General features: G+C 64.2%; 17 protein-coding genes. 9 read left to right on the top strand and 8 right to left on the bottom strand.

Going from position 1 to position 19,160, the window contains the following annotated elements; translation table 11 throughout:
• The first annotated feature begins 116 nt into the window (after positions 1 to 116).
• The 7 genes from ACFQNJ_RS09745 (at position 117) to ACFQNJ_RS09715 (ending at position 8,583) form a co-directional block, all read left to right on the top strand.
• Complete coding sequence (locus ACFQNJ_RS09745) at positions 117 to 1,688, top strand: ABC transporter substrate-binding protein (RefSeq protein ID WP_382256559.1); 1,572 nt, start codon at positions 117 to 119, stop codon at positions 1,686 to 1,688.
• Between the two features lie 64 nt (positions 1,689 to 1,752).
• Positions 1,753 to 2,733: an ABC transporter permease gene (locus ACFQNJ_RS09740; RefSeq protein ID WP_374640056.1), complete on the top strand. Its 981-nt coding sequence runs from the start codon at positions 1,753 to 1,755 to the stop codon at positions 2,731 to 2,733.
• 13 nt (positions 2,734 to 2,746) lie between these two features.
• The gene (locus ACFQNJ_RS09735) at positions 2,747 to 3,967 is read left to right on the top strand and encodes a M20 aminoacylase family protein (RefSeq protein ID WP_382256555.1); all 1,221 of its coding nucleotides are present in this window, start codon (positions 2,747 to 2,749) and stop codon (positions 3,965 to 3,967) included.
• Between the two features lie 56 nt (positions 3,968 to 4,023).
• A complete protein-coding gene (locus ACFQNJ_RS09730) occupies positions 4,024 to 5,601 on the top strand; it encodes an ABC transporter substrate-binding protein (RefSeq protein WP_382256552.1) in 1,578 nt (525 codons plus the stop codon).
• 78 nt (positions 5,602 to 5,679) lie between these two features.
• Entirely contained in the window at positions 5,680 to 6,591 is a 912-nt protein-coding gene (locus ACFQNJ_RS09725; RefSeq protein WP_382256549.1) for an ABC transporter permease, read from the top strand.
• A 7-nt stretch (positions 6,592 to 6,598) separates the two neighbouring features.
• Positions 6,599 to 7,588: an ABC transporter ATP-binding protein gene (locus ACFQNJ_RS09720; protein WP_374640060.1), complete on the top strand. Its 990-nt coding sequence runs from the start codon at positions 6,599 to 6,601 to the stop codon at positions 7,586 to 7,588.
• A complete protein-coding gene (locus ACFQNJ_RS09715; protein WP_374640061.1) occupies positions 7,585 to 8,583 on the top strand; it encodes an ABC transporter ATP-binding protein in 999 nt (332 codons plus the stop codon). The genes ACFQNJ_RS09720 and ACFQNJ_RS09715 overlap by 4 nt, the downstream gene beginning before the upstream one ends.
• A 3-nt stretch (positions 8,584 to 8,586) precedes the next feature.
• Here ACFQNJ_RS09715 and ACFQNJ_RS09710 read toward each other — a convergent pair whose 3' ends face one another.
• Complete coding sequence (locus ACFQNJ_RS09710; protein ID WP_374640062.1) at positions 8,587 to 9,435, bottom strand: MurR/RpiR family transcriptional regulator; 849 nt, start codon at positions 9,433 to 9,435, stop codon at positions 8,587 to 8,589.
• Positions 9,436 to 9,503: 68 nt separating this feature from the next.
• Here ACFQNJ_RS09710 and tal point away from each other — a divergent pair, with 68 nt between their 5' ends.
• Positions 9,504 to 10,445: a transaldolase gene (tal, locus tag ACFQNJ_RS09705; RefSeq protein WP_382256546.1), complete on the top strand. Its 942-nt coding sequence runs from the start codon at positions 9,504 to 9,506 to the stop codon at positions 10,443 to 10,445.
• Positions 10,446 to 10,755: 310 nt separating this feature from the next.
• Here the strand turns inward: tal and groL are convergent, their stop codons facing one another.
• Both groL and groES read right to left on the bottom strand, forming a co-directional pair.
• A complete protein-coding gene (groL, locus tag ACFQNJ_RS09700; RefSeq protein WP_382256543.1) occupies positions 10,756 to 12,402 on the bottom strand; it encodes a chaperonin GroEL in 1,647 nt (548 codons plus the stop codon).
• A 45-nt stretch (positions 12,403 to 12,447) separates the two neighbouring features.
• Positions 12,448 to 12,738 (bottom strand): co-chaperone GroES, encoded by a 291-nt coding sequence (gene groES / locus ACFQNJ_RS09695; RefSeq protein ID WP_050715183.1) that lies wholly within the window; start codon positions 12,736 to 12,738, stop codon positions 12,448 to 12,450.
• Between the two features lie 318 nt (positions 12,739 to 13,056).
• Between groES and ccoG the strand changes: the two genes are divergently transcribed.
• Positions 13,057 to 14,490 (top strand): cytochrome c oxidase accessory protein CcoG, encoded by a 1,434-nt coding sequence (ccoG, locus tag ACFQNJ_RS09690; protein ID WP_382256539.1) that lies wholly within the window; start codon positions 13,057 to 13,059, stop codon positions 14,488 to 14,490.
• A 17-nt stretch (positions 14,491 to 14,507) separates the two neighbouring features.
• Here the strand turns inward: ccoG and ACFQNJ_RS09685 are convergent, their stop codons facing one another.
• The 5 genes from ACFQNJ_RS09685 to ACFQNJ_RS09665 form a co-directional block, all read right to left on the bottom strand.
• Entirely contained in the window at positions 14,508 to 15,611 is a 1,104-nt protein-coding gene (locus ACFQNJ_RS09685; RefSeq protein WP_382256536.1) for a DUF1513 domain-containing protein, read from the bottom strand.
• 152 nt (positions 15,612 to 15,763) lie between these two features.
• Entirely contained in the window at positions 15,764 to 16,558 is a 795-nt protein-coding gene (locus ACFQNJ_RS09680; RefSeq protein ID WP_382256533.1) for a type IV pili methyl-accepting chemotaxis transducer N-terminal domain-containing protein, read from the bottom strand.
• A 121-nt stretch (positions 16,559 to 16,679) separates the two neighbouring features.
• Positions 16,680 to 18,164 carry a 4-hydroxy-3-polyprenylbenzoate decarboxylase gene (ubiD, locus tag ACFQNJ_RS09675; protein ID WP_382256531.1) on the bottom strand — a complete coding sequence of 495 codons (1,485 nt, stop codon included), beginning with the start codon at positions 18,162 to 18,164 and terminating at the stop codon, positions 16,680 to 16,682.
• A gap of 5 nt (positions 18,165 to 18,169) precedes the next feature.
• Positions 18,170 to 18,766 carry a UbiX family flavin prenyltransferase gene (locus ACFQNJ_RS09670; RefSeq protein WP_382256528.1) on the bottom strand — a complete coding sequence of 199 codons (597 nt, stop codon included), beginning with the start codon at positions 18,764 to 18,766 and terminating at the stop codon, positions 18,170 to 18,172.
• Positions 18,759 to 19,160: a putative zinc-binding protein gene (locus tag ACFQNJ_RS09665; RefSeq protein ID WP_382256525.1), complete on the bottom strand. Its 402-nt coding sequence runs from the start codon at positions 19,158 to 19,160 to the stop codon at positions 18,759 to 18,761. Before ACFQNJ_RS09665 ends, ACFQNJ_RS09670 begins: the two co-directional genes overlap by 8 nt.

Raw genomic sequence — 19,160 nt, 5'->3', positions numbered from 1 at the left:
GCCGGATTGGACCGATTGGTACCAGATTGGTGCACACAATAGGGTTAGCCCGGTGCAACACGCGGGTACGCTTGTTGCATAGTCACGGGTTATCACATTCTTTTAGGTGTCAAGCAATGAAACTTCATCTGACCGCACTGGTGGCTGCTGTGGCCTTGGCCGCAGGCGCTGCCAACGCCAAGACGTTCAAATGGACCAGCTCCAGCGATATCCCGACCTGGGACATCCACTCGCAGAACAACGCGCTGGCCAACGGTATCCACGCGGCTGTCTATGAGTCGCTGGTCTACTACAACAGCAAGACCTTCAAGCCCGAGCCTGTGCTGGCGACTTCCTGGAAGCAGGTCAGCCCCACCCAGCTGCGCATGACCTTGCGCAAAGGCGTCAAGTTTCATGACGGCAGCGAGCTGACGGCCGATGACGCGGTGTTCTCGCTGCAGCGCGCCATGGCCAAGACGTCCAACTTCGCGGTGTATGCCGCCGGCATCGACCGCGTGGTCAAGGTCGACGACCTCACATTCGACATTTTCACCAAGGACCCGAACCCGGTGCTGCTGAACCAGCTGACCGAGCTGCGCATCATGAGCAAGGCCTGGGCCGAGAAGAACAAGTCGGTCGAGCCCAAGGACATCAAGACCCAGGACGAGAACTTTGCGCACCGCAACGCCAACGGCACCGGTCCGTTCGTGCTCAAGGAGTGGCAGCCCGACCAGAAGCTGGTGCTGGCCCGCAACCCGAACTGGTGGGGCAAGTCGGACACCAACGTGACCGAAGTGGTCTACACCCCGGTCAAGAACGTGGCCACCCGCATGGCCGCCCTGCTGTCCGGTGAGGTGGACTTCGTGCTGGACCCAAGCCCGCAGGACCTGCCGCGCATCCGTCAGAACAGCGCGCTGAAGGTGATCGATGGCGTGGAAAACCGCACCATCTTCTTTGGCATGGACCAGTTCCGCGACGAGTTGCCGGGCAGCAACATCAAGGGCAAGAACCCGCTGAAGGACCAGCGCGTGCGCAAGGCCCTGTACCAGGCCATCGACATGAACACCATCGCCCGCGTGACCCTGCGCGGCCTGGGGCAACCCACCGGCGCCCTGGTGGCTCCACAGGTCAACGGCTGGACCGAGGCGGTGCACAAGCGTTATCCGTTCGACGCCGCCGCCGCGCAAAAGCTGCTGGCCGATGCGGGTTACAAGGACGGTTTCGAGGTCGACTTCGCCTGCCCGAACAACCGCTACATCAACGACGAGGCCATCTGCCAGGCGGTGGCGGCCATGTGGGCCAAGGTGGGTGTCAAGGCCAAGCTGCGCACCATGCCGCTGGTGACCTACTTCCCGATGATCCAGCGCTACGAAGCCAGCATTTACATGCTGGGCTGGGGCGTGCCTACCTTTGACGCGATGTACAGCCTGCAGTCCCTCACCCGCTCGGTGGGCGCTGGTGGTGATGGCAACTACAACGTGGGCCGTTACTCCAACCCGCAGATGGACGGTCTGATCGAGCGCGCGAAGAAGGAAACCGACCTGAAGCTGCGCACCGAGCTGCTGACCAAGGCCCTGCAATTGCAGAACGACGATGTAGCCCACATCCCGCTGCACAACCAGGTCATCCCCTGGGCGATGAAGAAGAACATTGACGTGGTGCACCGTGCGGACAATCGTCTGGACTGGCGCCTGATCAAGGTAAACTGATCCACGTCTGATAACAGGAGGGTCGCGCACAGCGGTGGCGACCCTCTATTTGTTCCCACATCTCATGTTTGCATTCATTCTCCGGCGGCTGGTCCAGGCAGTCGTCGTGATGGTCAGCGTTGCGCTGATCGCCTTCATGCTGTTTCAATACGTCGGTGATCCGGTGGTGTTCCTGCTCGGCCAGGACGCGACACCGGAGCAGATCCGTGAGCTGCGTGCCGATCTCGGGCTCGATCAGCCCTTCTTCGTGCAGTTCTGGCATTTCCTGGTCAACGCCGCGCAGGGCGAGTTTGGTCTTAGCCTGCGCCAGGGTTCCAAGGTGTCCAGCCTGATCGCGGAGCGCTTCCCGGCGACGCTGGAGCTGGCCCTGGTGGCCGCCATGCTGGCGCTGGTGGTCGGCATTCCGATGGGGGTGTACGCCGCCCTGAAACGGGGCACCTTCACCAGCCAGGTGTTCATGACCATTTCCCTGCTGGGCGTGTCACTGCCGACCTTCCTGATCGGCATCCTGCTGATCCTGGTGTTCGCCGTGAACCTGGGCTGGTTCCCGAGCTTCGGTCGTGGCGAGGTCACGGAAATCGGGGGGTGGACCACCGGGCTGCTGAGTGCCAAGGGCTGGCATCACATCACGCTGCCCGCCATCACACTGGCCATCTTCCAGCTGACACTGATCATGCGGCTGGTGCGTGCCGAGATGCTGGAGGTGCTGCGCACCGACTACATCAAGTTCGCTCGTGCCCGCGGCCTGACCAACCGTGCCGTTCACTTCGGTCATGCGCTGAAGAACACGCTGGTCCCGGTCATGACCATTACCGGGTTGCAGCTGGGCGGTCTGATCGCCTTTGCCATCATCACCGAAACGGTGTTCCAGTGGCCGGGCATGGGCTTGCTGTTCATTCAGGCCGTGACCTTTGCCGACATTCCGGTGATGGCCGCCTACCTGTGCCTGATCGCGTTGATCTTCGTCGTGATCAACCTGATCGTCGACCTGCTGTACTTTGCCGTCGATCCGCGCCTGCGCGTGGAGAAGGCGGGCGGACACTGAGCCGGTGACATCCATGCTCTCCCCACGCATTCGGGCCCATGGGCGGGCCTTTGCCCACATTGCCGAGTTCCATCCCGAGCTGACGGCGCTGCGGCGTGATCTGCATGCGCATCCCGAAATCGGATTCGAGGAGCACTACACCGCGCGTCGCGTGGTGGAGGCGCTGAAGGTTTGTGGGGTGGACGAAGTCCATACCGGTATCGGTCGCACGGGGGTCGTGGCGGTCATTCATGGTCGGCAACGCACCAGCGGTCGCATGATCGGGCTGCGGGCGGACATGGATGCCCTGCCCATGACCGAGCACAACGACTTCGCCTGGAAGTCCAGCCGTCCGGGGATGATGCACGGTTGCGGTCACGACGGCCACACGGCGATGCTGGTGGGTGCCGCACGCTACCTGGCCGAGACTCGGCAGTTCGACGGCACGGCCGTGTTGATCTTCCAGCCGGGCGAAGAGGGCTTTGCCGGCGCCAAGGCCATGATCGAGGACGGCCTGTTTGACCGTTTCCCGGTGCAGTCGGTCTATGCAATGCACAACTGGCCGCAGATGAAGCCGGGTACCGTGGGCATCAATCCCGGCCCCATGATGGCGGCGGCCGATCGCATCACGATCGAGGTGTCCGGCAAGGGCGGGCATGGCGCGCACCCCTACCTGACCGTGGACCCGGTGCTGGTGTCCGCGCACATTATCACGGCCGTGCAGAGCATCGTCTCGCGCAACGTGCGCGCCATCGACAGCGCGGTCATCAGCCTGTGCTCGATGCAGGCCGGTGACCCGGGGGCCTTCAGTGTGGTGCCCGGCAAGGCCACCCTGGTCGGGACGGTGCGCACCTTCAATCCCGACATCCAGAGCCTGGTGGAGCGCCGCCTGGCCGAGGTCTGTTCCGGCGTGGCCATGGGCCTTGGAGCCACCGCACATGTCCAGTACGACCGGGTCTATCCGGCCACCATCAATTCGGCGCCCGAAGCGCGCTTTGCCGCCGACGTGGCTCAGCGCCTGCTGGGGCATGAACATGTCGTGCGTGACATGGAGCCGAGCATGGGTGCCGAGGACTTTTCCTTCATGCTGCAGGTCAAGCCCGGTGCCTACCTGCGGCTGGGGCAGGGCGGCGAGGGCAGTTGCATGCTGCACAACAGCCGCTACGACTTCAATGACGAGGTGCTGCCCCTGGGGGCGGCGCTGCATGCCGGACTCATCGAGCAAGGCATGCCGTTGTCTGGTGCCACCGACTGAGGCACCGGTTTTCCGGTTTCGTTTGACGTTTTTCCACCAACGACAAGGAGCGATCGATGAATTTCAAGCAGACACTGTCCGCCGCCCTCGTGGCCACCGCGCTGGCGACCCTGGGCACGGCGTCCGCCCAGACGGTGCGCATCGGCAACCAGGGCGATGCGCTGTCGATGGATCCGCACTCGCTCAATGAATCGCTGCAGCTGAGCGTGACCGGCAACGTCTACGAGCCGCTGGTCACGCGCGACAAGGACCTGAACCTGATCCCGGCGCTGGCCACTGGCTGGAAGCAGACGTCTCCCACGGTCTGGCGCTTCGAACTGCGCAAGGGCGTCCAGTTCCACGACGGCACGCCTTTCACCGCCGATGATGTCCTCTTCAGCATTGCTCGTGCTTCGGGTGACGGGTCGGACATGCGCACCTACACCAACGACATCAAGGAGGTGCGCAAGATCGACAGCCACACGGTCGAGATCGAGACCAAGGCACCCTTTCCCATCCTGCCCGCCCAGCTCTCGTTCCTGTACATCATGAGCAAGAAGTGGTCGGAGGAGAACCAGGCCACGCGCCCGGTGGACCGCCGCAAGGGCGTGGAGAACGCAGCCTCTTTCCGCGCCAATGGCACGGGGCCGTTCCGCTTGCGCGAGCGCCAGCCCAACGTCAAGACCAGCTTCGTCCGCAACGGCAACTACTGGGGCAAGATCGAGGGCAATGTCGTCAATGTGGAATACACGCCGATCGGCAACGACGCCACCCGTGTGGCGGCACTGCTGTCCGGTCAGGTGGACGTGATCGAGCCTGTGCCGGTGCAGGACGTGGCCCGCATCAATGCCGGTGGCAAGGCCAAGGTCATGCAAGGGCCGGAACTGCGCTGGATTTTCCTGGGCATGGACCAGAAGCGCGACGAACTGCTGTACTCGAACGTCAAAGGCAAGAACCCGTTCAAGGACAAGCGTGTCCGTCAGGCCTTCTACCAGGCCATTGATATCAACGGCATCCAGAAGAACGTGATGCGCGGGGCCGCCACGCCGGCCGCGCTGCTGATTGGTCCCGGGGTCAGCGGCTATGACGCCTCGATCGACAAGCGTCTGCCCTACGATGTCGAGGCGGCCAAGAAGCTCCTGGCCGATGCGGGCTATCCCAACGGCTTCGAGGTGGGCATGAACTGCCCGAACGATCGGTATGTCAACGACTCCAACGTCTGCCAGGCGGTGGCGTCCAACCTGGCCCGTATTGGCGTCAAGGTGAACCTGCAGGCCGAGACCAAGGGCACCTACTTCCCCAAGATCCTGCGCCGCGACACCAGCTTCTACCTGCTGGGCTGGTCGCCGTCGACCTATGACGCCCACAACGTGCTCAACGCCATCATCCGCTGTGTGGACGACAAGGGCGCCGGCCAGTTCAACCTGGGTTCGTACTGCAACCCGAAGGTGGACGAGCTGACGCTGAAGATCGCGTCCGAGACCGATCAGGCCAAGCGCAACGCGATGATCAAGGAGGCCTACACCATCCATTCGGAAGACATCGGGCACCTGCCGCTGCACCAGCAGGCACTGGCCTGGGGCGTCGGCAACAACGTCCAGCTGATCCAGCGGGCCGACAACCAGATGCCGTTCCGCTACATGTCGGTCAAGTAAGTTCCGCGCTTCTCCGTCGCCGGTGGCCTTTCACAAGAAGGTCACCGGCTTCCAATCTCCCACTACCCACGAGACTTTGTGATTTCCCGTATCCGTCAATGGCTCGACAGCGATGTCGGCTACAGCTTCAAGACCTCGCCCACCGCGATCGTGGCGGCGATCATTGCGCTCATCTGCGTGGTGGCCGCGCTGTTCGCCCCCTGGGTGGCTCCTCACAATCCGTTTGATCTGGCGACGCTGGAACTGTCCAATGCACGCCTGCCCCCGGCCTGGAGTCCGGACGGCAACACTTCTTTCCTGCTCGGCACCGATGACCAGGGGCGCGACATCTTGTCGGCGCTGATGTATGGCGCCCGCATTTCGCTCGCCGTGGGCATCGCTTCGGTGGTCCTGTCGGTCATCATCGGCGTGGCCCTGGGCCTGCTGGCCGGTTTCCTGGGCGGCTGGGTCGACACGCTGCTCATGCGCGTGTGCGATGTGATGCTGTCCTTTCCCGCCATTCTGGTGGCACTGCTGATTGCCGGGGTGGGCCGGGCCCTGTTCCCCAATGCCCACGACACGCTGGCGTTCGGGGTGCTGATCATCTCCATCACCCTGACCGGGTGGGTTCAGTACGCACGCACGGTGCGCGGTTCGACCCTGGTGGAGCGCAACAAGGAGTATGTGCAGGCGGCCCGCGTGACGGGTGTGGCGCCCTTGCGCATCATGCGCAAGCACGTGCTGCCCAACGTGCTTGGGCCGGTACTGGTGCTGGCCACCATCCAGGTGGCGACCGCCATCATCACCGAGGCCACCTTGTCCTTCCTGGGGGTGGGTGCACCCCCGACATCGCCGTCGCTGGGGACGCTTATCCGCATCGGCAACGACTACCTGTTCTCGGGCGAATGGTGGATCACCATCTTCCCGGGCGTGATGCTGGTGCTGATTGCCCTGAGCGTGAACCTGCTGGGCGACTGGCTGCGTGATGCCCTGAACCCCCGACTGCGCTGAGAATCCCATGAGCCTGCTGCAAGTAAAAAACCTGGTCGTGGAGTTCCCGACCCGGCGCGGTACCCTCCGCGCCCTCGATGACATTTCGTTCGACATTGCGCCCGGAGAAATCCTGGGCGTGGTCGGTGAGTCCGGTGCCGGCAAGTCACTGACCGGTGCCTCCATCATCGGCCTGCTGGAGCCCCCGGGCCGGGTGGCGTCGGGCCAGATCCTGCTGGAGGGGCAGCGCATCGACAACCTGCCGCACGAGCAGATGCGCAAGGTGCGTGGCCGCAAGATCGGTGCGATCTTCCAGGACCCGCTGACCTCGCTGAACCCGCTGTACTCGGTGGGGCGGCAGCTGATCGAGACCATCACCACCCACCTGCCGGTCAGCCAGGTGGAGGCGCGCGAGCGCGCCATTCAGCTGTTGCGCGATACCGGCATTCCGGCGGCCGAGCAGCGCATCGACCACTATCCCCACCAGTTCTCGGGTGGCATGCGTCAGCGCGTCGTGATCGCCCTGGCGCTGGCCGCCGAGCCCCAGCTGATCGTGGCCGACGAACCCACCACCGCCCTGGACGTGTCCATCCAGGCGCAAATCATCACCCTGCTCAAGACGATTTGCAAGGAACGTGGCGCGGCGGTGATGCTGATCACGCACGACATGGGTGTGATCGCCGAAACCTGCGACCGCGTGGCGGTCATGTACGCGGGCCGGGTGGCCGAGATCGGGCCGGTGCACGACGTCATCAACCACCCCGCCCACCCCTACACCAAGGGTCTCATGGCCTGCATTCCCGACATGACTGCCGACCGTGAGCGCCTGCACCAGATCGACGGTGCCATGCCCCGACTCAATGCCATTCCCAAAGGCTGTGCCTACAACCCGCGCTGTGACCGCGGCTTTGACCGTTGCCACGAGCAACGCCCTGATCTGATGCCCGCGGGCGCCACGCAGGCCGCCTGCTGGTTGCACGACGCCTCCAGCATGCTGACCACTGGGGAGGCCGCATGAGCCAGTCTCCTTTGGTGAAGGCCACCGACCTGGCCAAGACCTTCGATGTGTCCGCACCCTGGCTCAACCGGGTGCTGGAGGGCAAGCCGCGCCAGCTTCTGCGCGCTGTCGATGGTGTCAGCTTCGAGATTCCCAAGGGGCAGACACTGGCCCTCGTGGGCGAGTCCGGCTGCGGCAAGAGCACGGTGGCTCGCCTCCTGGTGGGTCTGTATGAGCCCACGCGTGGCGGCTTCGAGTTTGATGGCATGGATGCCCATGCGGCCTTCAAGACCCCGCAGGGCCGGCAGTTGCGCAAGCGGATCCAGATGATCTTCCAGGACCCGTATGCCAGCCTGAATCCGCGCTGGCGCGTGGAGGACATCATCGGCGAGCCGCTGCGCGAGCATGGCATTCTCAGCGACGAGGGCGATCTGCGGACCCGGGTCGAAGAGCTGCTGCATTCGGTGGGCCTGTCACCGCTGGATCGTGTCAAGTACCCGCACCAGTTTTCGGGCGGTCAGCGTCAGCGCATCTCGATTGCGCGAGCCCTGGCCACACATCCCGAGTTTCTGGTGTGCGACGAACCGACGTCGGCATTGGACGTGTCGGTGCAGGCCCAGGTGCTGAACATCATGAAGGACCTGCAGCGCCAGCAGGGCCTGACCTATCTCTTCATCAGCCACAACCTGGCGGTGGTGCGCCATGTGAGCGATCAGGTGGGGGTGATGTACCTGGGGCGTCTGGTGGAGCTGGCGGACAAGCACACGCTGTTCGACACCCCTCGTCACCCCTACACCCGCATGTTGCTGGACGCCATCCCCAAGATGCACGACACCGGCAAGGCGCGTACGCCGGTGCAGGGCGAGGTGCCCAATCCGCTGAACCCACCATCCGGCTGTGCCTTCAACCCGCGTTGCCCGCACGCCAACGAGCGCTGCCGTCAGGAGCGACCCACCCTGCAGACGCTGGGTGGCATCCGCATCGCCTGCCACGCCGTCGAGGAAGGCCGGATCTGAGGCTCAGGCGTACCGTTTGCTGCGCAGGTTGTTCTTCATCTCGCGCAGCATCGGTTGCAGGGCCGTGCCGCCAATGCGCAGCGCCAGGCAGGTGGCCATGATGTCGATGATCATCAGGTGCATCAGGCGCGAGGTCATGGGGCTGTAGCGGTCGTAACCCTCCGGGTGGTCGGCCGCCAGGTGGATGTGGCCGGCGGTGGCCAGCGGAGATCCACTGGCGGTCACGGTGATCACGGTGGCGCCGTGCTTGCGGGCAATGTCCGCGGCATCCATCAGATCCCGTGTGCGACCCGAGTTGGAAATGATCACGACACTGTCACCCGGACCGAGCAGGGAGGCGCTCATCACCTGCATGTGGCCGTCGCTGTAGGCGATGGCGTTGATGCCCAGGCGGAAGAACTTGTGCTGCGCGTCCTGCGCCACGATGCCTGAGTTGCCGGCGCCGAAGAATTCGATGCGCCCGCGGCGGCGGTAGGTTTCCATCAGCGCGTCAACCGCCTTCTCGATGGCGTGGGTGGAGGCATCGTTGCGGTATTTGAGGAAGGCGGCCACCGTGTTGTCGATCACCTTGACCAGCACATCGCTGACCTTGTCGTCCACGTCCACGCTGCGGTGGATGAAGGGCACGCCTTCACTGACCGTGCCCACCAGCTTGAGTTTGAAGTCCGACAGACCGTCATAGCCCATGCTGCGGCAGAATCGCACCACGGTCGGCTTGCTCACGTGCGCCCGGTCGGCCAGTTCCGAGACCGGCAGGCTGGCAAAGCTGCGCGGATCGGCCAGCACGAGTTTGCCGACGCGTTGCTCTGCGGGGGCCAGGGAGGGCAGGGAGGCTTTGATGCGGTCCAGCATGGTTACGGAATGGTTTCGGGTTGAGTTACCACAAAGCGTGAAACCTTATTACACCCGATAATGCTCGGATGAACCAGCTTGACGCCCTCAAACAGCTCACCACCGTGGTCGCCGACACCGGTGACTTCAACCAGATCGCCGCTTACTCGCCGCGCGATGCGACGACCAATCCGTCGCTGATCCTCAAGGCCGTGCAGAAGCCTGAGTACGCTCACCTGCTCAAGGAAACGGTGGAGATGTACGGTCAGTATGGCGTGGAAGAGGTGATGAACCGGCTGCTGGTGCGTTTCGGCATGGAGATTCTCAAGCAGGTGCCGGGACGCGTCTCGACCGAGGTGGATGCCCGCCTGAGCTTCGATACCGAAGCCACTGTGACCCGTGCGCGCCGCATCATCGATCTGTATCAGGGTGAGGGTGTGCACGTGGATCGCATCCTGATCAAGATCGCGTCGACCTGGGAGGGCATTCAGGCGGCCGCTCGGCTGGAGCGCGAGGGCATTCACACCAACCTGACCCTGCTGTTCTCGTTCTGTCAGGCAGTGGCCTGCGGGCAGGCCAAGGTACAGCTGATTTCGCCCTTTGTGGGGCGCATCTACGACTGGTACAAGAAGCAGGCTGGGGCTTCCTGGGATGAGGCCGCGATGGCCGGTGCGAACGATCCGGGCGTGCAGTCGGTGCGCAAGATCTACCACTTCTACAAGAAGTACGGCATCACCACCGAGGTGATGGGCGCGAGCTTTCGCAATGTCGGTCAGATCACGGCGCTGGCTGGCTGTGACCTGCTGACCATCAGCCCTGATCTGCTGGCCCAGTTGGCCGGCACCGAGGCGCCGTTGGCCAAGGCCCTGGATGCCGATGCCGCGAAAGCCATGGACATTCCCTTCGTCCAGTATGACGAGGCGGCATTCCGCTTTGCGCTGAACGAGGATGCGATGGCGACCGAGAAGCTGGCCGAAGGCATTCGGGCGTTTGTGGCGGACACGATCAAGCTCGAAGCCATGATGCGCTGAGCTCGCTCTTCTCCCATGGAACGCGAGGGCGTTCGGGCGGGCCAGGCGGCTCATCAGTCGCTGCGCGCCAGCAAATCGCCGCCCGGCCCGTCCGAGCACCCTCGCTACTGGCGGTCGTTGCGTCAAAAAACAAAAAAACCCCGCGAATCGCTTCGCGGGGTTTTTTGTTTGGGGCTCTGTCAGAACGCTAAGAGGCATCCCGACGCTGCATGAGGTTTCAGGCCTAGGCGCAAGGGCGCAGACAGTGGCATCGCCACGGCAAGCCCTTGCAACAACGGCCTGGAGCCTCAGGCAAGGAGAGCAGGAGACATTACATGCCCATGCCGCCCATATCACCCATGCCACCCATACCACCAGGCATGCCGGCCGGAGCGTCTTCCTTCGGTGCCTCGGCGACCATGCACTCGGTCGTCAGCATCAGGGAAGCCACGGAAGCGGCGTTCTGCAGGGCGGTGCGGGTCACCTTGGTCGGGTCCAGGATACCCATTTCGATCATGTCGCCGTAGGTGTCGTTGGCGGCGTTGAAGCCGAAGTTGCCCTTGCCTTCCAGCACCTTGTTGATCACGACGGAGGGCTCGCCACCGGCGTTGGCCACGATCTCGCGCAGCGGGGCTTCGATGGCCTTCAGGACCAGCTTGATACCAGCGTCCTGGTCGGCGTTGTCACCCTTGATGGCGCCAGCGGACTGCTTGGCGCGCAGCAGGGCCACGCCACCACCGGCGACGATGCCTTCTTCCACGGCAGCGCGGGTGGCGTGCAGGGCGTCTTCCACGCGGGCCTTCTTTTCCTTCATCTCGACTTCGGTGGCGGCACCGACCTTGATGACGGCCACACCGCCGGCCAGCTTGGCCACGCGCTCTTGCAGCTTCTCGCGGTCGTAGTCGCTGGTGGCTTCTTCGATCTGCACGCGGATTTGCTTGACGCGGGCTTCGATGTCAGCGGCAGCGCCGGCGCCGTCGATGATGGTGGTGTTTTCCTTGCCCACTTCGATGCGCTTGGCCTGGCCCAGGTCGGCCAGGGTCACCTTTTCCAGGGTCAGGCCGACTTCTTCGGCGATGACCTTGCCGCCCGTCAGGATGGCGATGTCTTCCAGCATGGCCTTGCGGCGATCGCCGAAGCCAGGGGCCTTGACAGCGACGACCTTCAGGATGCCGCGGATGGTGTTGACCACCAGGGTCGCCAGGGCTTCACCTTCGACATCTTCGGCAATGATCAGCAGCGGACGGCCGGCCTTGGCCACGGCTTCCAGCGTGGGCAGCAGGTCACGGATGTTGCTGATCTTCTTGTCGAACAGCAGGACGAAGGGGTTGTCCAGCAGGGCGGCCTGCTTCTCGGGGTTGTTGATGAAGTAGGGCGACAGGTAGCCACGGTCGAACTGCATGCCCTCGACCACGTCGAGTTCGTTCTGCAGGGACTTGCCGTCTTCGACGGTGATCACGCCTTCCTTGCCGACCTTGTCCATCGCGTTGGCGATGATGTCACCGATGGAGGCGTCGCTGTTGGCGGAGATGGAGCCGACCTGGGCGATTTCCTTGCTGGTGGTGGTGGGCTTGGAGGCCTTCTTCAGCTCGGCGATCAGGGCTTCCACGGCACGGTCGATACCGCGCTTGAGGTCCATGGGGTTCATGCCGGCGGCCACGTACTTCATGCCTTCGCGCACGATGGCCTGGGCCAGCACGGTGGCGGTGGTGGTGCCGTCACCAGCGTTGTCAGAAGTCTTGGAAGCGACTTCCTTGACCATCTGGGCGCCCATGTTCTGGAGCTTGTCCTTGAGCTCGATTTCCTTGGCCACGGACACACCGTCCTTGGTCACGGTGGGGGCGCCGAAGGAGCGCTCGAGCACCACGTTGCGGCCCTTGGGACCCAGGGTGGTCTTGACGGCGTTGGCCAGGATGTTGACACCCTCGACCATGCGGGCGCGGGCTTCGCCGCCGAAAATGACGTCTTTTGCTGCCATGTTTGATTTCTCCGGTTTCGGTAAATGGGATGAATGAGGGAAGGATTACTTCTCGACCACGGCGAAGAGGTCGTCTTCCTTCATGACCAGCAGTTCGTCGCCATCGACCTTGACGGTCTGGCCGCTGTACTTGCCGAACAGCACGCGGTCGCCCACCTTGACGGACAGGGCCTTGGTTTCGCCCTTGTCGTTGGTCTTGCCCGGGCCGACAGCCAGCACCTCACCCTGGTCGGGCTTCTCGGCGGCGTTATCGGGGATCACGATGCCCGAAGCGGTCTTGGTTTCGTTTTCCAGGCGCTTGACGATCACGCGATCGGCGAGAGGACGAAGTTTCATTGCATCTCCAGATGAGGATGGTTGGTTGACATCAGACAACGCGGCCAGTTAGGAGGACTGACCACCGAACGATGTGGAGCAGCTTGTTAGCACTCAACTCCAGCGAGTGCTAATGATAAGGGTGGTGGTCGCTGTTTTCAAGGGTGGGCGGTTTTCCCTTGGTATGTCATGAATGGCGGACATGACTGCCAGTGTTGGCAAAGAACAGGCGGACGCCGCATGGTCCATCGAGGCAAGTGGCTGTGGGCATTGGATTTTTTGAGGTGGTCCGGTCTGGCATGGATCTTGGTAAGTCAGGGAAAACCCTTGAGGTATCCGATGAATTCCCACGTTTCTTCCGCCACCGCCGACACCAACCACCCCGCAGAGCCGCCGGAGGTGGAGATCTCCCTGTACCAGTCGCACAAGAAGATCTATCCGAAGGCCGTAACCGGTCTCTTCACCCGCTGGCGCTGGGTTTTCGTCTGGCTGACGCAGATCGTGTTCTACGGCCTGCCCTGGATCCACTGGAACGAGCGTCAGGCGGTGCTTTTTGATCTGCTCTCTCGTCGCTTCTACCTGGGCGGCCTGGTGCTGTACCCCCAGGACTTCATCTACCTGACCGGGCTGCTGGTGATTTCGGCCTTGTCGCTGTTCCTGTTCACCGCGGTGGCAGGCCGGTTGTGGTGCGGGTATGCCTGTCCACAGACGGTCTACACCGAAATCTTCCTGTGGATCGAAAAATGGGTCGAGGGCGACCGTGCCGCACGGATGCGCCTGGACGGCGCACCCATGTCGCCAGCGAAAGCCGGGCGCAAGGCAGGCAAGCACGCGCTGTGGATCCTGTTCGCGCTTTGGACGGGATTCACCTTCGTGGGCTACTTCACGCCGATCCGCACCCTGGGTGCCGAGGTGGTGATGGGTACCCTGGGGCCCTGGCAGACCTTCTGGATCCTGTTCTACGGCTTTGCAACCTACGGCAACGCCGGCTTCATGCGCGAGCAGGTGTGCAAGTACATGTGCCCTTACGCCCGCTTCCAGAGTGCGATGTTCGACAAGGACACGCTGATCGTGACCTACGACCAGGCGCGCGGTGAGCCACGCGGTTCGCGGGGCAAGAAGGTGGACCCGAAAGAGAAGGGACTGGGCTCGTGCGTGGACTGCACCCTGTGTGTGCAGGTCTGCCCGACGGGCATCGATATCCGCAAGGGCTTGCAGTACGAGTGCATCGGCTGTGGTGCCTGTGCCGATGTGTGCGATGAGGTGATGGACAAGTTCGGCTATGAACGGGGCCTGGTCAAGTACTCCACCCAGAACGCGATGACGCAGGGCTGGGACCGGGCGCAGATCATCAGACGCGCCTTGCGGCCGCGGGTGCTGGTGTACTCGGCCATCCTCATGGCCATTGTGGTGGCCGTGGGTGTGAGCCTGTTCCTGCGCGTGCCCATGAAGGTGGACGTGATCCGCGACCGGGGCTCCATGGCACGCATGGTCGAGCACGGGCGCATCGAAAACGTCTACCGTCTGCAGATCATGAACGCGACCGAACAGCGTCAGGAAGTGGCCATTGCCGTCGAGGGCATGGAAGGCATCACCCTGGCGTCGGAATCAAAGGTGGAGGTGTTGCCGGCCGAGGTCCGCAGTGTGGCGGTGCGGGTCCAGGTGCCACCGGGCGCCGAGACCGGATCGCATCCGATCCGGTTCAGCGTGCAGGCGCAGCAGGATCCATCGATCAAGGTCGACGAGAAGACGACCTTCCTGGTCCCGCGCTGAGTCGGACGATCAGCTGCTCAGCCCAGGACAACCCAGTGGTTGTCCGGGTTCATGGCCTGAGGCCAGGGCAGCATGGCCGCCGGTGCCTGCGTGCCCCAGCGGGCGATGCCTCGGGCGGCGCCGATGAGCACACCGGCGGGTGACGGCCAGGCGGCCAGCGCGCAGGGTTCGGTCAGGCGGGCCACGGTGAGCCAGTCGTCGGGGGCATCGGGGTGCCAGAGCAGACCCTCGCCCGTGCGTTGCCCACTGACGATAAACCCGCCTCCCGGACCGGCGCTGATGTCGCCAGCGTAGCCTGCGCCACCCCCGGCTCGGGTGGCCAGGCGCAAGCCCTGGCGCTCATCCCACAGGGCCAGCACCGGGGCATCGCGTCGGCGGCTGGCGTCGTCGTGCTCGGCCTGCAGTGCGATCCCCAGCAGGGGTGTGCCGTCGGCATGGCGGTTCCACGCGAGGTGACGGATGCTCAGGCGCGGATCGTCCAGATGCCACTGCCCTGTCCGTTGTCCCGTTTGCAGGTCCAGGCGTACCAGCGACGGCGCCATCCGATCCAGATCGCGTTTCTTGCCGCTGGTATCCCGGGGAATGCCGCCGTTGGCCACGAACAGCGAACGGCCGTCATCGGACAGCTGCATCTGGTGGGGATCGAGACCATGCGAAGGCCAGGCGGCCACGCGTTCAAGGCTGCGTGCATCGCGCACCGAGATCCAGCCGGCGCCATCCTGCACGTCGGTTTCGCTGGTGTAGAGCCATTGGCCGTCGGGGCTGGCCAGTACATGGCCGCCGAAGGTTCTCAAGGGGGATTCGCTGTCGATGCGGCGGCGTGTGACGACCTGCCCTTGGGGGTCTACGCGCACCAGCCAGCGACCAGGTCGCGTGGCGATGGCCAGAAAACCGCCACCGGCTTCGGGCAGCAGGCCATGTGCGCGGCTGTCCAGACGGATATCGCTGGTGATCCGGATCGACCCGGCGGACCAGTCGACCTGAAGGATGCCGACGTGATCCACAGCACGGTCACCCTCGGCCGTGCGCCAGGCCGCACCGAGCCTGACCATGTCCGGCATGGGCGCCGCAGGCGTGGCGAGGGCGGGGAGAGACGCTGCTGCAGTGGCAACGGGCAACATCCTGCTCAGCAGAAAGCGACGGTTCCGGGAAAAGCGCATGGGAAAGTCAAATAAAAAGCGAATAGGAATCGATCGCAATAATATTTGAAATCATCAGTCACCGGATTGACGCAAGTCAGCGATGGTGCCGGCCGATGCAATCGTGTCAGCGTTCAGCGGAACAGTTCGCGCACCGCCTGGTCGTACTGAAGGGTCAGTTGATCCATGACCTCGTACATGCGCTCGCTGGTGGTGGCCACAGTCTGCAGGGTGTCACCCTGGCTGGGCTTGCGCAGCGCCTGCTCGAAAAACAGCCACTGGCCGCGCGCGAGCTCCAGTTGCTGGCGGATGGCGGGGGTCGACAGGGAGGCATTGCTCAGATAGCCCAGCCCGTCATCGAACTCGCGGCGCGCGGCATCCAGTTGCTGCGCATGGCCGGCCGAGGCCGCGCCACCGGTCGCCTGCAGGAAGTAGGCGCGGGCGGCACGCTGCGAGAGCATGCGCTGGCGACCGGCCACGTTGACCACCCGTGCACCGCTCTGGTTGCTCTGCTTTTCGAACGCGGTGGTGAGATCGTCGGCCGACCTGAGCATGTCGTCCGCAGCGCGGACCACGTCGTCCGTCCGGCTGGACATGGTGTTGCCGGTGGTGAGCACAAGGAGCCGTTCGACGTGTCCTTGCAAACGCGGCATGAGCGTCTGGGTGTCGGTGCCCGCCGGTTGACGTCCCAACTCCTGCATGCTGCTTTCAATCAGTTGGCGACACTGGCGCATGAGATCGCGGGCCCGATCGGGCAGCACACCCAGGCTGGACTGGACATGCAGCTTGGACATGCGCTGTGACAGCGCGCGCAGGCGACCGGCACGGTTGATGGCTGTGCCCAGCGGCAGGGATTCAGTGGGCTGGGCGTGGCCGTACCGGGCGAGCGGCGAGGAGCCCAGCAGGACCAGAAGATGACGGCGTTGCATGGCAAGTTCGGGTAGGTGAATGATGCCGTTCACTGTAGGAATTTGCTGCCCCATGCACCATCGTCCGAAGGAGCTATCGGGCGCCGTTGGTTTCAGTACGGGGCCCCTTCGTCGGACTGCATCACAGACCGATACCTTGAGCCAGGGCATCCATGCGGGCTTTGACCGCCGGGTCCATCTGCATGGTTCTGCCCCACTCGCGCTGGGTTTCGCCCGGCCACTTGTTGGTGGCGTCCAGCCCCATCTTGCTGCCCAGGCCGCTCACAGGGGAGGCGAAGTCCAGGTAGTCGATGGGGGTGCGTTCGATGGTGAAGCTGTCGCGGGCGGGGTCCATGCGGGTGGTGATCGCCCAGATGACTTCGCGCCAGTCCCGCACGTCGACATCGTCGTCCACCACCACGATGAACTTGGTGTACATGAACTGGCGCAGATGGCCCCAGATGCCCATCATGATGCGGCGCGCATGGCCGGCGTAGGCCTTGCGGATGCTGACCACGGCCATGCGGTAGCTGCAGCCCTCGGGTGGCAGGTGGAAGTCGGTGATCTCTGGGAACTGGCGCTGCAGCAGCGGGATGAACAGCTCGTTCATGGCCATGCCGAGCACGGCGGGCTCGTCGGGGGGCTTGCCGGTGTAGGTGGAGTGGTAGATCGGATCGGTGCGGTGGGTGATGCGCTCGACCGTAAAGACCGGGAACTCGGCCTGTTCGTTGTAGTAGCCGGTGTGGTCGCCGTAGGGTCCTTCCAGCGCATGCTGCCAGCCGCTGGGGTGTAACGGGTCCGGGAGGATATGGCCTTCGAGCACGATCTCGGCCTGGGCTGGCACACGCAGGGGGACGCCGATGGCTGGAGTGATTTCGGTGCGGGCGCCGCGCAGCAGGCCGGCAAACTGGTATTCGGAGAGACTGTCGGGCACCGGGGTGACGGCGCCCAGAATGGTGGCCGGATCGGCACCGATGGCCACCGCGACCGGGTAGGGCTGGCCGGGGTGCTGGCGGCAGTGGTCGCGGAAGTCGAGCGCGCCGCCCCTGTGGGCGAGCCAGCGCATGATCAGCTGGTTGCGCGAGAGCAGTTGCTGGCGGTAGATGCCCAGGTTCTGCCTGGGTTTGTGCGGCCCTTGCGTGATGACCAGGCCCCAGGTGAGCAGTGGCGCCACGTCGCCCGGCCAGCAGTGCTGGATGGGCAGGCGATGCAGGTCGACATCGTCGCCCTCGATCACCACCGCCTGGCAGGGCGCGTGTCGCACCTGGGCAGGACTCATGTGCCACAGCGATCGGACCATGCTGCCCAGTCCGGTCATGTCCTTGAGGCCTTTGGGTGCCTCGGGCTCCTTCAGTCGCGCCAGCAGTTCGCCGAACAGCCGCAGCTCGGTCAGACTGTTCACCCCCATGGCACGTGCCACCCGATCGGGCGTGCCAAAGAGATTGCCCAGGACGGGGATGCGGTGGCCGGTGGGGCGTTCGAACAGCAAGGCGGGGCCGGCGGATCGCAGCACCCGGTCGCACAGCGCCGTCATTTCCAGATGGGGGGAGACGGGCTCCCGCACCCGGCGCAGTTCGCCGGCCGCTTCCAGCTGGGTGATGAAGTCGCGCAGGTCCCGGTAGGCCATGCCGCTCAGACGCTCTGCCGCAGACCGCTCCAGCGGTCGCTGAGCTGGTGGGGCAGGTCCAGCAGATCCATCACGCGGGCGATGCTGGCGTCGACCAGGTCCTCGATGCGCTGGGGGCGCAGATAGAAGGCCGGCATGGGCGGGCAGATGATGCCCCCCATCTCGGTGACCGTGGTCATGTTGCGCAGGTGGCCCAGGTGCAAGGGCGTCTCGCGGGCCATGAGAACGAGTCGGCGGCGTTCCTTGAGCATGACGTCGGCGGCCCGCGTGACCAGGTTGTCGGCGAGCCCGTGGGCCACCGCGCCCAGTGTCCGCATGGAACAGGGGGCAATGACCATACCGTGGCATCGGAAGGAACCACTGGCCGGACCCGCACCCAGATCGCCCGCATCGTGCAGGCGGTGAACCATGGGCTGCAGGGCTTCCGGCCCCAGGTCCAGTTCATGGCGCAGGGTGGTCCAGCCCGAGGGTGACACCACCAGATGGGACTCGACGTCTGGCACCTCGCTCAGAACCTGCAGCAGGCGCCAGCCGTAGACAGCACCGCTGGCGCCGGTGATGGCCACCAGCACCCGCCGGGCCGAAGTGCTGCCTTCAGTCATGGATCGTTTCCCTGGGGGCGGACATCAGCTGCTGGATGTCGGCTCGCACGCGCAGCAGCACCATCTCGGCCTGGTCCGGATCGAAGTCCTCGTGCAGGCGCTTGCGTACCCCGTAGATCTGAAGCTCATGGTGCTGGTCGGGTGTGATGCCGTGCCGCTCCAGACAATGGCGGGCACAGGCGAGCTGGCAGCCGTCCAGTGCGATGATCGGCCGTCCCGCCTTGGCCAGTTTCACCAACGAGGGCACATCACCACCCACCCCGGCGATGCAGGACATCTCTGCCGCACCGCTGCGGTCCAGGCGCACCGCGACGTGGTTGGCCAGCTGGGCTGCGCTGGAGCAGCCCGAACAGGAATAGACCACGGGTTTCTGCTGCCGGGCAATCGTGTCCAT

Origin of the sequence: Hydrogenophaga bisanensis, assembly GCF_042665135.1 — a bacterium.
GTDB lineage: Bacteria > Pseudomonadota > Gammaproteobacteria > Burkholderiales > Burkholderiaceae_C > Hydrogenophaga > Hydrogenophaga bisanensis.
The sequence above is the reverse complement of the archived record's forward strand: the minus strand, read 5'-3'. Positions and strand labels throughout refer to the sequence as shown.

Coding starts and splice junctions, on each gene's coding strand:
- ACFQNJ_RS09745 (WP_382256559.1), top strand. CDS start 117: ATGAAACTTCATCTGACCGCACTGGTGGCTGCTGTGGCCTTGGCCGCA.
- ACFQNJ_RS09740 (WP_374640056.1), top strand. CDS start 1,753: ATGTTTGCATTCATTCTCCGGCGGCTGGTCCAGGCAGTCGTCGTGATG.
- ACFQNJ_RS09735 (WP_382256555.1), top strand. CDS start 2,747: ATGCTCTCCCCACGCATTCGGGCCCATGGGCGGGCCTTTGCCCACATT.
- ACFQNJ_RS09730 (WP_382256552.1), top strand. CDS start 4,024: ATGAATTTCAAGCAGACACTGTCCGCCGCCCTCGTGGCCACCGCGCTG.
- ACFQNJ_RS09720 (WP_374640060.1), top strand. CDS start 6,599: ATGAGCCTGCTGCAAGTAAAAAACCTGGTCGTGGAGTTCCCGACCCGG.
- ACFQNJ_RS09715 (WP_374640061.1), top strand. CDS start 7,585: ATGAGCCAGTCTCCTTTGGTGAAGGCCACCGACCTGGCCAAGACCTTC.
- ACFQNJ_RS09710 (WP_374640062.1), bottom strand. CDS start 9,435: ATGCTGGACCGCATCAAAGCCTCCCTGCCCTCCCTGGCCCCCGCAGAG.
- tal (WP_382256546.1), top strand. CDS start 9,504: ATGAACCAGCTTGACGCCCTCAAACAGCTCACCACCGTGGTCGCCGAC.
- groL (WP_382256543.1), bottom strand. CDS start 12,402: ATGGCAGCAAAAGACGTCATTTTCGGCGGCGAAGCCCGCGCCCGCATG.
- groES (WP_050715183.1), bottom strand. CDS start 12,738: ATGAAACTTCGTCCTCTCGCCGATCGCGTGATCGTCAAGCGCCTGGAA.
- ccoG (WP_382256539.1), top strand. CDS start 13,057: ATGAATTCCCACGTTTCTTCCGCCACCGCCGACACCAACCACCCCGCA.
- ACFQNJ_RS09685 (WP_382256536.1), bottom strand. CDS start 15,611: ATGTTGCCCGTTGCCACTGCAGCAGCGTCTCTCCCCGCCCTCGCCACG.
- ACFQNJ_RS09680 (WP_382256533.1), bottom strand. CDS start 16,558: ATGCAACGCCGTCATCTTCTGGTCCTGCTGGGCTCCTCGCCGCTCGCC.
- ubiD (WP_382256531.1), bottom strand. CDS start 18,164: ATGGCCTACCGGGACCTGCGCGACTTCATCACCCAGCTGGAAGCGGCC.
- ACFQNJ_RS09670 (WP_382256528.1), bottom strand. CDS start 18,766: ATGACTGAAGGCAGCACTTCGGCCCGGCGGGTGCTGGTGGCCATCACC.
- ACFQNJ_RS09665 (WP_382256525.1), bottom strand. CDS start 19,160: ATGGACACGATTGCCCGGCAGCAGAAACCCGTGGTCTATTCCTGTTCG.